At 66.4% G+C, this 15,424-nt stretch carries 11 protein-coding genes; 4 read left to right on the forward strand and 7 right to left on the reverse strand.

The features are described from left to right. Positions 1-8 precede the first annotated feature (8 nt). From ctaD to N7367_RS15225, 3 genes are read right to left on the reverse strand one after another with little or no spacing between them, the layout of a single operon-like run. Positions 9-1,616, reverse strand: a complete 1,608-nt coding sequence (gene ctaD / locus N7367_RS15215; protein WP_053519494.1) for a cytochrome c oxidase subunit I — start codon at positions 1,614-1,616, stop codon at positions 9-11. 59 nt (positions 1,617-1,675) lie between these two features. Beyond that, positions 1,676-2,623: a cytochrome c oxidase subunit II gene (coxB, locus tag N7367_RS15220; RefSeq protein ID WP_053519495.1), complete on the reverse strand. Its 948-nt coding sequence runs from the start codon at positions 2,621-2,623 to the stop codon at positions 1,676-1,678. Between the two features lie 11 nt (positions 2,624-2,634). After that, complete coding sequence (locus N7367_RS15225) at positions 2,635-3,111, reverse strand: DUF2244 domain-containing protein (RefSeq protein WP_065182572.1); 477 nt, start codon at positions 3,109-3,111, stop codon at positions 2,635-2,637. A gap of 273 nt (positions 3,112-3,384) precedes the next feature. Between N7367_RS15225 and putA the strand changes: the two genes are divergently transcribed. Then, a complete protein-coding gene (gene putA, locus N7367_RS15230) occupies positions 3,385-6,603 on the forward strand; it encodes a bifunctional proline dehydrogenase/L-glutamate gamma-semialdehyde dehydrogenase PutA (RefSeq protein WP_279942709.1) in 3,219 nt (1,072 codons plus the stop codon). Between the two features lie 118 nt (positions 6,604-6,721). Here putA and pnuC read toward each other — a convergent pair whose 3' ends face one another. Continuing rightward, positions 6,722-7,321: a nicotinamide riboside transporter PnuC gene (pnuC, locus tag N7367_RS15235; RefSeq protein ID WP_279942710.1), complete on the reverse strand. Its 600-nt coding sequence runs from the start codon at positions 7,319-7,321 to the stop codon at positions 6,722-6,724. A gap of 105 nt (positions 7,322-7,426) precedes the next feature. Beyond that, on the reverse strand, positions 7,427-8,848 hold the full coding sequence (locus tag N7367_RS15240) for an outer membrane protein transport protein (RefSeq protein WP_065175449.1): 1,422 nt from the start codon (positions 8,846-8,848) through the stop codon (positions 7,427-7,429). Between the two features lie 226 nt (positions 8,849-9,074). On the opposite strand from N7367_RS15240, the gene N7367_RS15245 reads away from it, so the two are divergent. Further along, the gene (locus tag N7367_RS15245; protein WP_053520204.1) at positions 9,075-9,767 is read left to right on the forward strand and encodes a rhomboid family intramembrane serine protease; all 693 of its coding nucleotides are present in this window, start codon (positions 9,075-9,077) and stop codon (positions 9,765-9,767) included. 39 nt (positions 9,768-9,806) lie between these two features. On the opposite strand, the gene N7367_RS15250 is transcribed toward N7367_RS15245, so the two are convergent. Continuing rightward, positions 9,807-11,267 (reverse strand): S41 family peptidase, encoded by a 1,461-nt coding sequence (locus N7367_RS15250; RefSeq protein ID WP_279942711.1) that lies wholly within the window; start codon positions 11,265-11,267, stop codon positions 9,807-9,809. Between the two features lie 108 nt (positions 11,268-11,375). Beyond that, entirely contained in the window at positions 11,376-12,674 is a 1,299-nt protein-coding gene (locus N7367_RS15255) for a peptidoglycan DD-metalloendopeptidase family protein (protein ID WP_053520206.1), read from the reverse strand. Positions 12,675-12,769: 95 nt separating this feature from the next. On the opposite strand from N7367_RS15255, the gene N7367_RS15260 reads away from it, so the two are divergent. Both N7367_RS15260 and N7367_RS15265 read left to right on the forward strand, forming a co-directional pair. Beyond that, positions 12,770-13,432: a hypothetical protein gene (locus N7367_RS15260; protein WP_053520207.1), complete on the forward strand. Its 663-nt coding sequence runs from the start codon at positions 12,770-12,772 to the stop codon at positions 13,430-13,432. Positions 13,433-13,508: 76 nt separating this feature from the next. Then, positions 13,509-15,224, forward strand: coding sequence for a M28 family metallopeptidase (locus N7367_RS15265; protein WP_279942712.1), 1,716 nt, complete (start codon positions 13,509-13,511; stop codon positions 15,222-15,224). Positions 15,225-15,424: the final 200 nt, after the last annotated feature.

Raw genomic sequence — 15,424 nt, forward strand, 5'->3', positions numbered from 1 at the left:
GCCCCACCTCAATGCGTGATGTCGTCATGCGCCAGATCGCCCGGGCGCAGGATCGGCGGGGTGGTGAAGGTATGGGCCGGTGCCGGCGACGGCAGCGTCCACTCCAGGCCACGCGCCCCTTCCCAGGACCGATCGGCCGCCTTCTCGCCATTGCGCAGCGAGGACAGCAGGATCGCCGCCATCATGAAGGGCGTGACGAACATGCCGAATGCGCCGATCGAGCTGATCAGGTTCCAGTCGGCGAACGCCACGCTGTAATCGGGAATACGGCGCGGCATCCCGGCCAGGCCGAGGAAGTGCTGCGGGAAGAACAGCAGGTTGACGAACACGATCGACCACCAGAAGTGCACCTTGGCCCACTTCTCGCTGTACATGCGACCGGTCCACTTCGGCCACCAGTAGTACACCGCGGCAATCAGCGCGAACACCGCACCGGTCACCAGCACGTAGTGGAAGTGGGCAACGACGAAGTAGGTGTCGTGGTACTGGAAGTCGGCGGCGACGATGGCCAGCATCAGACCGGAGAAGCCGCCAATGGTGAACAGGATGACGAAGGCCACCGACCACAGCATCGGCGCCTCGAACGTCAGCGAGCCACGCCACATCGTGCTGACCCAGTTGAAGACCTTCACGCCGGTCGGGATCGAGATCAGCATGGTGGCGAACATGAAGTAGATCTCGCCGCCCAGCGGCATGCCCACGGTGAACATGTGGTGGGCCCAGACGATGAACGACAGGAAGGCGATCGCAGCCGTGGCGTACACCATCGCCTGGTAGCCGAACAGCGGCTTGCGGCTGAAGGTGGGAATGATCTCGCTGACCACGCCGAAGGCGGGCAGGATCATGATGTACACCTCGGGGTGGCCGAAGAACCAGAAGATGTGCTGGAACATCACCGGGTCACCGCCACCGGCGGCGTTGAAGAAGCTGGTGCCGAAGAACTTGTCGGTCAGCAGCATGGTCACCGCACCGGCCAGCACCGGCATCACCGCGATCAGCAGGAAGGCGGTGATCAGCCAGGCCCAGCAGAAGATCGGCATCTTCAGCAGGTCGATGCCCGGCGCGCGCATGTTGAGCACGGTGGCGATGATGTTGATCGCGCCCATGATCGAACTGATGCCGGCCACGTGGATGGCGAACACAGTGAAGGCCACGTTGTAGCCGCCCTGCAGCGACAGCGGCGGATACAACGTCCAGCCACCGGCCGGCGCACCTCCGGGCAGCAGGAAGGTGAGCAGCAGCAGGCTGAAGGCCACCGGCAGCAGCCAGAACGACCAGTTGTTCATGCGTGGCAGGGCCATGTCCGGCGCACCGATCTGCAACGGCACCATCCAGTTGGCCAGGCCGACGAAGGCCGGCATCACTCCGCCGAAGATCATCACCAGTGCGTGCACGGTGGTGAGCTGGTTGAAGGTTTCCGGCCTGACGAACTGCAGGCCCGGCTGCATCAGCTCGGCGCGGATGATCACGCTCATCGCCGCGCCGATGATGAACATGATGAAGCTGAAAAGCAGATACAGGGTGCCGATGTCCTTGTGGTTGGTCGAGAAGAACCAACGCTCGAAGAAACCCGGGTGGTGGTGGTGATCGTCGTGCCCAACTGCCGAGTGCGCCATTGCAAAACACCTCTCAGAATCGGTTGTCGCCACGGCCGCAGGCGGCCGCGGGATTTACATCACGCGCCGCTGGCCGCGGTGGCAGGGGCGGCACCCGCTTCGGCGGCGGCAGGTTCGGCCGGCGCGGCAGGCGTCTCCGCCGCAGGCGCAGCCGGTTCGGCCGGGGCTGCGGCCGGCGGTGCCGGCTTGCGCTGCGCCAGCCACTGCCTGAACTCCTCCTTGGACACGGCCTCGACCACGATCGGCATGAATCCGTGGTCCTTGCCGCACAGTTCAGCGCACTGCCCGCGATAGACGCCCGGCTGCTCGATGCTGGTCCAGGCCTCGTTGATGAAGCCGGGAATGGCATCCTGCTTCCAGCCCAGCGCCGGCACCCACCAGGCGTGGATCACGTCGTCGGAGGTGATGACGAAACGGACCTTGGTATCGACCGGCAGCACCAGCCGGTTGTCGACATCCAGCAGGTAGTGGGGATGGCTCTCGCGCGTCGGCACCTTGCCACTCTGCCGCATGCGGTCCGACTCGCGGTCCAGGCGGCTGGTGAAGGTGACGTTCTCGCCCAGGTACTCGTACTTCCACATCCACTGGTAGCCGGTGACCTTCACCGTCATCTCGGCATCGCGGGTGTCGTACATCTTGATCAGGTTGGCCGTGGCCGGCCATGCCATCACCACCAGGATGATCACCGGGATCACCGTCCAGATGATCTCGGCCTTGGTGTTGTGGCTGAAGGTGGCTGCGACCGCCCCCTTGGATTTGCGGAACTTGAAGATGGCGTAGGCCATCGCCCCGAACACGATCACGCCGATCACCGTGCAGACGATCAGCGAGAGATTGTTCGACTCCCAGGCCAGGCGCGAGGTCTGGGTTACCCCCTTGCCCATGTTCAGCTGCCACGGCTTGGGATCGGCCGCCTGGGCCCATGCCATCGCCGGAACCCATCCCCCGGCCACCACTGCGGCGGCCATTGCAACGCACTTCGTGCCCCACCTGCTGCTTTGCTTCATTGCCTAGACCCTTAGCGTCGTCGGTTGCCGCCATCGCTGGCGGCGAGCAAGCCTTCAAGTGTCTCTGCGAGCGTCTGACGTTCGGCCGGCGCGAGGAAACTCCCCACCTCCACCTGCCGGCCGCTGGACGCAAGCCGGACCCTCTCATCGTCGGCGAGCAGGCGCACCCAATGCGGGTGAGCCCGGAACACCGGCAATCCACCGGGTACGGGGATGACCTCCACATACGCCGGCACTACCCGGATTTCCTCCTGCCGTTCGCCGCTGCGCCACAGGGCACGTAACGCGGCTGCCAGCAACAGGCTGTACAGCAGCGCGAACAGGGGGGCGAATGCATTGCCGGCCAACCACCCCAGGGCGGAGACCAGCCACATCGCTCCCGACAACACGGTGAACAACAGGACGAACTGCCGGGCATCGAGCGCCCGTGGGGGACGCAGCCGCAGCTGCGTACCTGACCCATCTGGAGCTGGAAGCACCTCGATCATGTCGCAACCGCGTTCCTGCCGCGGGAAACGTCTCGATGGTAGCCCCGCCGTCTCACCGGTAGCAAGGGTGCATTCACACTTTTTGCCATGCTGCAATACAGCATTCGCCCGGCGCCGCAAATGACGAATTCAGCACAAATAGTGTCGCGCTTGCTGAACACGCTGAATCCACCACCGTTAGGGGCTATCAGCATTCATGAAGGCGGCCGCGGGGCACTTCCGAAGGGCGCAAAAATGATTAAAATCGCCAAGTTTTCCATTGGCCGGACCGGCATGAACGCACCCTCCTCCTCCCTTGCCGCCCAGGACGCCCTGCGTCCCGGCGCGCTGCTGTCGCCGGAACTGCCGGCGTCCCCCAACCCGTTCCGCCAGGCCATTACCGACGCCTGGCTGAAGGACGAGGCCAGCCACGTCCGTGAGCTGCTGGCGCAGGCTCGCCTGCCCGCCGAGGAACAGGCCCGGGTGCAGGCGCTGGCCGCCGATCTGGTCGGCCGCGTGCGCGTGCGCGCCAAGGACCAGGGCGCGATCGAAGCCTTCATGCGCCAGTACGATCTGGGCAGCGAGGAAGGCGTGCTGCTGATGTGCGTGGCCGAAGCGCTGCTGCGCATTCCGGACCAGGACACCGCCGACAAACTGATCCGCGACAAGCTGGCCGACGCCGACTGGGAAAAGCACCTGGGCGGCAGTGACTCGGTACTGGTCAATGCCTCCACCTGGGGCCTGATGCTGACCGGCAAGCTGGTGCAGATGAACGATGCCACCCGTGCTGACGCACCCAGCGCGTTCAAGCGCCTGGTCGGACGCGTGGGTGAGCCGGTGATCCGCCTGGCCGTGCGCCAGGCGATGAAGATCATGGGCCATCAGTTCGTCATGGGCCGCACCATCAGCGAGGCGCTCGCGCGTTCGCACAAGGGCGACAACGCCAGCTATCGCTATTCCTTCGACATGCTGGGCGAAGGTGCCCTGACCATGAAGGATGCGCTGCGCTATCTGGAAGACTACCGTCGTGCGATCCACGCCATCGGCGGTGACCACAAGGCACGCGGCGGCCGTCCCGACGGCGACGTCAACAACGCACCGGGCATCTCGATCAAGCTGTCGGCGCTGTACCCGCGCTACGAACATGCCAAGCGCGAGCGCGTGCTGAAGGACCTGGTGCCGGGCGTGCTGGAACTGGCGCAGCTGGCCAAGAGCTACGGCATCGGCTGCACCGTCGACGCCGAGGAGTCCGACCGCCTCGAGCTGTCGCTGGACATCATCGAGCAGGTGTTCTGCGACGCCTCGCTGGCCGGCTGGGACGGCTTCGGCGTCGTGGTGCAGGCCTACCAGAAGCGCACCCCGTACACGATCGACCACTTGGCCGACATGGCCCGCCGTGCCGGTCGCCGCCTGCAGGTGCGCCTGGTCAAGGGCGCCTACTGGGATGCCGAGATCAAGCGCGCGCAGATCGAGGGCTACCCGGGCTACCCGGTGTTCACCCGCAAGCAGAACACCGACGTGTCCTACCTGGCCTGTGCCAAGCGTCTGTTCACGCATGCCGATGTGATCTACCCGATGTTCGCCACCCACAACGCGCACACCATCGCGGCCGTGCGCAGCATTGCCAACGGCGGCGTGTACGAGCACCAGAAGCTGCACGGCATGGGCGACGATCTCTACGCCGAAGTGGTGCCGGCCGATCGTCTCGGCCTTCCCTGCCGCGTCTATGCACCGGTCGGATCGCATGAGGATCTGCTGCCGTATCTGGTGCGGCGCCTGCTGGAAAACGGCGCCAACTCCAGCTTTGTCAACCGCATCACCGACGAACGCGTGCCGATCTCCGATCTGATCCGCGATCCGGTCGAGATGGTGTCCTCGTTCGAATCGATTCCGCATCCCAAGATCCCGCTGCCGGTTGACCTGCTGCGCAGCCAGAACCACGACAGGAAGAACTCCATGGGCGCCAATCTCGCCAACGACAACGAACTGCGCGCCCTGGCCGGGCAGCTCAACGCGGCAGTGAAGCCGTGGCAGGCCGCGCCGCTGGTGCCGGGTGCGACCCCCGCAGGCGCGCCGCAACCGGTAACCAACCCCGCCGATACCCGCGAAGTGGTCGGCCAGTGGCTGCCCGCCGATACCGCCACCGTGCAGAAGGCGCTGGCCAATGCCGTGGCCGCGCAGCCGGCCTGGAACCGCACCCCGGCAGCAAGCCGCGCCGCCATTCTCGAGCACGCCGCCGACCAGCTCGAAGCACGCATGCCCGAGTTCATGGCGCTGTGCGTGAAGGAAGCCGGCAAGAGCCTGCCCGACAGCATTGCCGAAGTGCGTGAAGCGGTCGACTTCCTGCGCTACTACGCCAAGCAGGCACGCGAGCAGTTCGGACATGCCGAGAAGCTGCCGAGCCCCACCGGCGAATCCAACGAGCTGCAGCTGCACGGCCGTGGCGTGTTTGTCTGCATCAGCCCGTGGAACTTCCCGCTGGCGATCTTCCTGGGCCAGGTGGCCGCCGCACTGGCTGCCGGCAACAGCGTCATCGCCAAGCCGGCAGAGCAGACCAACCTGGTCGGCTACTACGCCGTGAAGCTGCTGCATGACGCCGGCGTGCCGGCCGAGGTGGTGCAGTTCCTGCCGGGCGATGGTGCCACCGTCGGCGCGGCGCTGACCGCCGATCCGCGCGTGGCGGGCGTGGCCTTCACCGGCTCCACCGACACCGCACGTGCGATCAACCGTGCGATGGCCGCGCGTGATGCCGCCATCGGCGTGCTGATCGCCGAGACGGGTGGCCAGAACGCCTTCATCGCCGACTCCTCGGCGCTGCCGGAACAGCTGGTCAAGGATGCGATCGGTTCGGCCTTCACCTCGGCCGGCCAGCGCTGCTCGGCCGCACGCGTGCTGTTCGTGCAGGGCGACATCGCCGACAAGGTGATGACCATGCTGGCCGGCGCCATGAAGGAACTGAAGGTCGGCGACCCCGGCCTGCTGTCCACCGACGTCGGCCCGGTGATCGACGCCGATGCGCTGAAGATCCTGCAGGACCATGCCGAACGCATGGACCGCGAAGCGCGCCTGATCGCTGCGGCTGAACTGTCCGCCGAGGCTGCCCACGGCACCTTCTTCGCACCGCGCGCGTACGAACTGAAGAACCTGGGCCAGCTGCAGAAGGAGATCTTCGGGCCGGTCCTGCACGTCATCCGCTGGAAGGGTGAGCAGCTGGACGCGGTGATCGAGCAGATCAATGCCACCGGCTACGGCCTGACCCTGGGCGTGCACTCGCGCATCGACGAGACCGTCGATCGCATCACCAACGGCATCCAGGTCGGCAATGTGTATGTCAACCGCAACCAGATCGGTGCAGTGGTCGGTGTGCAGCCATTCGGCGGCCAGGGCCTGTCCGGCACCGGACCGAAGGCCGGTGGCCCACATTATCTGCTGCGCTTTGCCACCGAGAAGACCGTCACGGTGAACACCACGGCCGCTGGTGGTAACGCCTCGCTGCTGACGCTGGGCGACTGATCACCGGGTTGATGTGGTCAACGAAAAACCCCGCGGAAGCGGGGTTTTTTGTGCCTCGCTTGCTGTAGAACCGAGCCCGCGCTTGGCTTTTCCGGCGCAGCCGAGCGTGGGCTCGGCTCTACAGGGAGCCAGGTGCCGCCGTGGCCTCGGCACGCATCAGATTGCGCCAGTGGCGCAACGCCACCAGTGCATTGATCCAGAAACCGACGTACAGGATCGACGTCAGGTGCAGGCCACGGCTGTAGTACAGGGGCACGGCGATCGTATTGACCAGCAGCCACACCCACCACGATTCCAGCTTGCGGCGCATCATCAGGATCTGCGCGATCACGCTCAGCACCAGTACCGCCGAATCGACGTAGGGCGCATAGGCGTGGGTCAGGCGGGTCAGCATCCAGCCGTAGCCGAACGTGGCCAGGGCCGCCGTCGGCAGCAGCCACATTCCCATGCGCGGGCGCAGCGAGGTGATCGGCAGCGGTGCGCCGTGGTTGCCACGCAGCCATTGCCACCATCCCAGCACGCTGATGGCGATGAAGAAGAACTGCAGCACCATGTCGGCGAACAGGTGTGAGCGCTCGAAGACAACGGCGAACAACGCGCAGCCGACGATGCCCAGCCACCAGGTGTGGACGTTGTTGCGTCCCGCCAGCAGGATCGAGCCTGCGACCGCTACGTTGGCGGCCAGCTCCAGCTGGAAGTTCGGATCGGACAGGTTCATGCGGCCATTGTCGTAGATCCACAGCCCGCGTGGATGCGCGCTGCACAAACAAAAGGCCCCGCTTGCGCGGGGCCCTTCGTGTACTGGATGAGGCCGAAGCCTGGATCAGAACTTGTACTGCAGCGATGCGGCCAGCACGTCGCCACTGACCTTGTACTTGCCGATGACGGTGTTGGCCGTCGCCGAGGTCGAGTAGATGTCCGGATCCTTGGTGAACAGGTGGGTGTAGCCCACGCTGTACTCCAGCTTGTCCGACGCTGCGTAGGTCATACCCAGCGACAGCCACTTGCGGGTGGTGTCCGGCACGCGGACGTCACGGTGCTCGTAGGTGGTCGGGGTCTGATCGTAGGCCAGGCCGCCGCGCAGGGTCAGCTTGTCGTTGACCTTGTAATCGGTACCGATCGCCGCGAAGGTGGTATCGCGGTAGTGGAACGGCAGCACGCTGTCCGGCTGGTTGGAGTCATAGTCGACGGTGACCTGGTCGAACTTGCTCCACGCAGTACGGGTGACTTCAGCCATGACCTGCCACTGGTCGTTCACCCGATGGGTGATGCCGACGGTCGCGCTGGCCGGCAGGGTGATGGTGGCGCGGCCGTTGCTGTCGATGAAGGTGCCGGTATTGGCAAGGAAGGCCGCGGCATTCTGCGGAATGGTGAAGTCGGCAGTGCCGTCGGTGATCTTGTGTTCGACCTCCGAGCGGTAGCTGAAGGCGATGTTGGTGCCTTCCACCGGGCTGACGGTCATGCCCAGGGTATAGCCGACCGACACTTCGTCACCCTTGATGCGCAGGTAGCCATCAGCAGTGCCCGGAGCGAAGCCCAGCTGGGCCGCCTGGCGGGCAGCAGCCTGCGAAGCGGCAGCGGCCTGGGCCGGAGTACCACCAGCCTGCAGCACGCGGGCGGCAGCCTGACGCTGGGCCGTGGCATTGATCGCGGTGCCGGTGTCGACGGCGCTGGTCAGGTCGACGTTCAGGCGCTCGGCGAACACCGAAGCACCAAACGACAGGTACGGGTTGACGTCGTACGAGAACGCGACGCCCAGGTCGATCGCCTGCAGTTCGGTCTTGACGCCGTTGTAGCGGCCGACCCAGTCACGGTCGTATTCGGTCTTGAAGCCGAACGGAACGGTCAGCGAGGCACCGAAGTGCATGTTCTCGTTCTCGCCGAACGGCAGGTGGAAGTAGGCCGCCGGGACCGGGGCGATCATGCCGGCGTCGCCGCCGTTGCCACCCGAGATCGGCGCGCCGTTGCCGTATTCGCCACGGCCGCGGAACTTGGCACCGAAGCTGATCGCGCTGACGTCGCCCTGCAGCAGGGTACCGTCGAGCAGGCGCATGGAGGCCGGGTTGGTGGCGATGACCGAGGCGTCACCTTCGGTCGAGGTGGAGCCGGCGAAGGCGCGGCCCAGGCCCTTGGCGCTGTTTTCCTTCAGCTGGAAGGCAGCAGCGTTGGCGTCGGCGGCGGCCAGCGCACCGGCAACGCCGACGGCCAGCAGGGTCAGACGGGCAATGGTGGAAGCGGTTTGCATCGTAGTTCTCTCTCCGGTAAGCGGTGATGTTGCTCTGAGTGCGCCTGCGCCCGGCAGGCCCTGGGGCCCATCGGAGCGCGCCGGATTCCCCTCCCGACATACGACGCCGTATGCGAGTATTACCCAGAGCCGTTAATGAAACAATAACAGCGGCGGCGCTTTTTTCGTCGCAAAACCTGAACAGGAGCGCCCCCGCCACGGAGCCCGGCGCGCTAGGCTTGTCGCCATGTTCGTTTCCCTTCCGTCGCGCAAGAAAGCCGCCCTGCGCTGGGCCACACCCGTGCTGTTTGCGGCACTGTGGCTGGCTTTCCTGTGGTCGATCTCACGGCCGGATGATGCCAGGGGCAGCCTGTGGCTCGACTGGGGCGCGCTCTCCACCGGGCTGACCCATCCGCTGGACTGGTGGGCCACCCTGCAGGACGGCAGCGTGCTGCGCCTGTTCACAGCCCTGTTCCTGCATGCGGACTGGTCGCACCTGCTGGGCAATCTGGTCTTCCTGCTGATCTTCGGCCTGCCGGCAGAGCGGGTACTGGGGCCATGGCGCCTGTTGCTGCTGTTCCTGGTCGGCGGCGCGGTCTCCAACCTGGTGGCGATCTACACCATGGGCAGCCCGGACCAGATCATCATCGGTGCCAGCGGCGCGGTGTCAGCCCTGATCGGCGCCTACCTGGCCCTTTTCCCGGGCGCGCGACTGGGCGTGGTGATTCCCCTCGGCCTGTTCCTGGAGTTCGTACGCGCCCCGGCCTACCTGCTGATCGGTGTGTGGGCAGCACTGCAGGTGGTGTTCGCCTATATCGGCCCGACCTTCGGCATGGTGGCCTGGTGGGCCCACATCGGCGGCTTCGTGTTCGGCGTGGTGTATGGCGTGTACGTGCGCGCAGCGATCGCGCGCCGCCTGCGCAAGCGGCACGGGTTCTAGGCAACCGGCCGGCGTCGCCGGGCGTGGCCCGGCGCTACCTCAGGGCTTTGCCGGGGCCGGGCTCGGCTTTGCTTCCGGCTTTGCTTCCGGCTTTGCTTCCGGCTTTGCTTCCGGCTTTGCTTCCGGCTTGGCGGTCGCCGCGTCGGCGGCCTTTTCCGCTTCCGCCTTCGCGGCTTCGGCCTTCAGTCGCGCGGCCACCGAGCCGGGATGCTTCAGTTCGGCGAGCGCATCGTTGATCGGGCCATCGCCCGGCAACACCGCGCCTGCGCGATAACCTTCGGTCCCTTCGTCGTCGCCGCGCAGATGACCCGGCAGGGTGGCTTCGCTGTAGTCGCTCAGGCTGGCCGGCAGCGCGTCATCCTCAGGGCGCGGCGCAGGCTTGAGCTCCACATCCGGCACGATGCCGGTGGCCTGGATCGACTTGCCGCTGGGCGTGTAGTAGCGCGCCGTGGTCAGCTTCACCGAATCGCCGTTGTCCAGCGGCAGCACGGTCTGCACCGAGCCCTTGCCGAACGTGCGGCTGCCGACCACGCGTGCGCGGCCATTGTCGCGCAATGCACCGGCCAGCACTTCCGAGGCGCTGGCCGAACCCGCATCGGCCAGCACCACCACCGGTGCGCCCTTCAACAGGTCGCCCGGCGTGGCGTCGAAACGCGCATCGCTGATGCTGATGCGGCCCCGCGTACTGACGATGTTGCCCTTGTCCAGCAGATCGTCGGCCACCTGCACAGCGGCGGTCAGCAGGCCACCCGGATTGCTGCGCAGGTCCAGCACCAGCCCCTTCAGCGTTCCACCGGACTGCTTCTGCAGCTGCTGCACATGCTTCTGGAAATCCGAACCGGTGTCGGCCTGGAAGGTACTCAGGCGGATGTAGCCATAGCCCGGTTCCAGCAGGCGGCTGCGCACGCTGGTGACGCGGATCGTCTGCCGGGTCAGGCTGACATCGAAAGGTTTCGGCCGGCCGTCGCGCACGATGGTCAGCACCACCTTGCTGCCGGCCGGGCCCCGCAGCGGCTCACTGGCATCGATCGCACTGATCGGCTTGCCATCGATGGCGATGATCAGATCGCCCGCGAGGATGCCAGCCTTGGCCGCCGGCGTGTCATCGATCGGCGCGATCACCTTCATGCTGGCGTTGTCCGGCTGCTGCTGCAGCTCGACGCCGATGCCCTCGTAGGCACCGGAGGCCTGCTCGTCGAAGGCCTGCGCATCTTCCTTGTTGAAGTACGTGCTGTGCGGGTCGAGGTCGAGCAGCAGGCCACGGACCGCCGACTGCATCAACTTGTTGTCGTCGACCGGGTCGACATAGGCCGCGCGCACCGCGTTGTACACCGCCACGAAACGGCGGATGTCTTCCAGCGGCACCTTCGAGGTCACCGCCTCCTCGCTGCTCGCCGCCTGCCCGCTGTTCGCAGCGGTCGGGGCCGGCGCGGTCTGCTGCGCCCAGGACAGCGCTGGCAACAGGGCCAGCAAGAGGGTGGCGGTACGGGCTGCGCGCATGGAGCACTCCTGTCGACGGTGGCATCGTGCCCAAGGCACAGGCACCGATTATGCGCGAAGCACAGCTAAATTCCCGTTGAACCCACGCAGTCCGTGCAGGCCCCGGGTTCAGCGGCGCTGCAGCCAGCTGTCCGGATTGACCGGCTGCCCGCCACGACGCAGCTCGAAATACAGTGCGGTCACGCCCTGGCCGCCGGAGTTGCCGACCTTGGCGACCGCATCGCCACGGCTGACCCGCGCACCTGCATCCTTCAGCAGCGTGTCGTTGTGCGCATAGAGGCTCATGTAGCCGTTGCCGTGATCGACGATCAGGATCATGCCGTAACCGGTCATCCAATCGGAGAAGACGACCGTGCCATCGGCTACCGCGGTCACCGTGCTGCCGGCCGGGGCACCGATCAGCACGCCGCTGCTGGTGCGGCCATCCGGCAGCTTGCCGCCATAGCGTGCCAGCAGGTTGCCCGACAGCGGCCACCCCAGTCCCCCCACCTTCGGTGCCGGCGCCGATGCCACGGCCGGCGGCACCTTGGTCGCCGGCGGCGGTCGGCCTTCGGCGGCGGCCTGGCGTGCAGCGCGTTCGGCGGCGGCCTTCTCCGCGGCAGCCCGGCGCGCTGCCGCGCGACGCTCGGCTTCGGCCCGCGCTGCGGCCGCGCGCAGATTGGCCAGCAGGGTTTCCAGTGCCTTGGCATCCTGCCCCAATGCCTGTTCCTTCTCGCGCCGGTCCTTGAAGCGTTCGTCCAGCGAGGCCACGGTCTGCGCACGTTCGCGACGATCGGCCGCCAGCGCAGCCGCCTGCTGCTTCTGCTCGCGCTGGGTCCCCTGCAGCTGCTGCTGGCGTTCGGCAATCTGTGCCTGCAGCGCCTCCAGTTCCTTGAGATCGGCAGTCAATGCGGTGATGCGCTGCGCGCGCTCGCGCTGCAGGTACCGGTGGTAGGCCAGTGCACGGTTGGCATCGGCCACCGTGTCCTGTGACAGCAGCAGCTTGAGCGGGGCGTGGTTGCCCAGCTGATAGGCCGCGCGCAGCAACCCGGCCAGTTCGCGATGCTGCTGCGCCAGGTTGGACTGCAGGGTCGTGCGACGTCGCTCGGCCTCGGCCAGTGCCTGGTTCTGCTCGCGCAGCGCCGCCTCGGTCTGGGCCAGCACACGGCCGCTGCGGGCCACCTTCTCATCGGCCGCGCGCAGCTGCTGAGATGCCTGGCCACGCTGGCCCTCAAGCTGGCGGCGCTCCTGCGCGACGCCCTTCAGCTCGCTGCGCAGCTTCTGCAGCTTGCGCTCCGTTTCGCGCGTGTTCTGTGCACCTGACGGAAGCGGCAGCGCCAATGCCAAGGCCAGCCCCAGCAGCAGGCAGCGCCCGCCGCGGGCAGCGGCGATGTGATGTCGGCGTGAGGGGAAGGCGTTGTTGCGCAAGGGCTTTCCAGTGACTTCAGGCAGTTGCAGGGGCGATTGGGGAATGGTGACATCAACGCACGCGGCCTGCCAGCCGCACATCCACCGAGGGACCCATGAACATTCGATCCATTCCGCTGCTGTTGGGCGTGCTGCTGGCCAGCAGTCCCGCCTGGGCACAGGACAACATCAGCAAGGTCAACGGCAGCATCACCGCCGAAGCCGGGCAGCGCTACGGCAAGCTGGATACCGTCAACGGCGGCATCCGCGTCGGCGAAGGCAGCGAAACCGGCAGCATCGATACCGTCAACGGTGGGGTGAAGGTCGCCGACCGCGCCCGTACCGGCAGCATCGAAACGGTCAACGGCGGGGTGCGCCTGGGCCGTGAGGTGATCGCCCGCGGCAACGTCAGCACGGTCAATGGCAGCATCTTCAGTGATCGCGGCAGCCAGATCGAAGGCGGCGTGGAGACCGTCAACGGTGGCATCGGCCTGGTCGAGAGCCGCGTCAGCAAGGACGTGGAAACCGTCAATGGCGATATCACCGTGGGCATCGGCTCCCAGGTCGACGGCGGCGTGCGCGTGCGCAAGCCCAGCTTCAGCGTCTCGCTGACGGCCGTCCGCAAGCCGCGGGTCATCATCGGCCCGAACGCCGTGGTCAGTGGCGCCCTGCACTTCGAGCGGGACGTGGTGCTGTACGTGCACCGCACCGCGCGCATCGGCCCGGTCAGCGGCGCCGATCCCATTCCGTTCGACAGCGAAACCGCGCCGGCGGACTGAGCCCAACGATTCGGGGATACTCCCCGTTCCCGGCCGCACCACCGTGCGGCCCTCCCTTGTTTCCCAGGAACCGATGATGCCCCGCAAACTCCTCCTGTGCCTGGCCGCCGCGGCCGCGCTCAGTGCCTGCAAAGGCAATGACTCCCCGGCGCCGAGCGCCGGCACCGACAGTACCGCCCCGTCCACCGCGACCGCGGGCCATGCGTTCTCGCCGGAGATCAATGCCGCCGACTTCGCCGAGATGGTCAAGACCCTGGCCTCCGACGAGTTCGAAGGGCGAGCACCGGGCAGCAAGGGCGAAGAGCTGACGGTCAACTACATCCGCGACCAGATGCAGCGCATCGGCCTGCAGCCAGGCAATGGCGACAGCTGGTTCCAGGACGTGCCGATGACCGAAACCACGGCCGATGAGTCCACCGTGCTGAAGATCAACCAGGGCGGCAAGACCACCGAACTGAAGTTCGGCACTGACATGGTGGTCGGCACGCGTACCGGCCAGGCCGAGATCAGCATCGATGCCAGCGACCTGGTGTTCGTCGGCTACGGTGTCGATGCACCGGAACAGAAGTGGAACGACTATGCCGGCCAGGACTGGAAGGGCAAGACGGTCGTCATGTTCGTCAACGACCCGGGTTTCCACGTCGATGACGAAACCCTGTTCGACGGCAAGCGCATGACCTATTACGGCCGCTGGACCTACAAGTTCGAGGAGGCCGCACGCAAGGGCGCCGCCGCGGCCCTGATCGTGCACGACACGGCCGGCGCCTCCTACGGCTGGGATGTGGTGAAGAACTCCTGGGCCGGACCGCAGTACGACCTGCCGGCCAAGGACGATCCGGAAGCACGCATCCCGGTGCAGGGCTGGCTGAGCGCCGACGCCGCACGCTCGCTGTTCGCCGCTGCGGGCCTGGACCTTGACCAGGCCTACAAGGACGCCAGCAAGCGCGGCTTCAAGCCGGTGCCGCTGAAAGCCACCGCATCCGTCGACCTCAAGAGCCGTATCGCACAGAAGCAGTCGCGCAACGTGGTCGGCGTCCTGCCGGGCACCAAGCGTGCCGACGAGGCCGTGCTGTACATGGCCCATTGGGATCACCTGGGCAAGCACGAGGGCGAGGAAGGCGACAACATCTACAACGGTGCGATCGACAATGCGACCGGCGTGGCAGGCATCCTGGAAGTCGCCGAAGCGATGGCCCACCAGGATCCGAAGCCGGAGCGTTCGGTGGTGTTCCTTGCCGTGACCCTGGAAGAATCCGGCCTGCTCGGCTCCAAGTACTACGTTGCGCATCCGACGTTCCCGCTGGACAGGATCGCCGGCGTCATCAACATCGACGCCATGTCCGTGGCCGGCCGCGCCAAGGACGTGACGGTGACCGGCTTCGGCAGCTCCGAGCTGGAAGACATCCTCAAGCCGCTGGCGGCGGCCCAGGGACGCACCCTGCACGGCGAAAGCTCGGTACAGAGTGGCTTCTACTTCCGTTCCGACCACTTCAATTTCGCCAAGGCAGGCGTCCCGGCGCTGTACGCCGACGGCGGCGAAGATCTGCGCGAAGGTGGGGTGGAAGCCGGCCGCAAGGCAGCAGCCGACTACGGCGCCAACCGCTACCATGGCCCGAAGGATGAGTTCGATGCGGCGAGCTGGAAGCTGGACGGCACTGTCGAAGACCTGCAGCTGATGTACGGCGTCGGCAAGGAGCTTGCCGGTGGCGACCGCTGGCCGAACTGGTATGAAGGCAATCCCTTCAAAGCCGCCCGCGACACGATGATGAAGGCCAAGACCCCGGCCCGCTAACGTCGCGCCATGCTCGACTGAACGCTATCGAGGTCAGAGCGGCGCCCTACGGGGCGCCGCTTTTTTTGTGCGATCGCAGCTCAGTGGCCGCTTTCCGCGCATAAAGAAAAACCCCGCTGCGCGAGCAGCGGGGTTTTGGGTGTAAACCCTGGCGATGACCTACTCTCGCATGGCTTGAGCCACACTACCATCGGCGCGGC

The organism is Stenotrophomonas sp. GD04145 (assembly GCF_029835135.1).
Taxonomy (GTDB): domain Bacteria; phylum Pseudomonadota; class Gammaproteobacteria; order Xanthomonadales; family Xanthomonadaceae; genus Stenotrophomonas; species Stenotrophomonas maltophilia_P.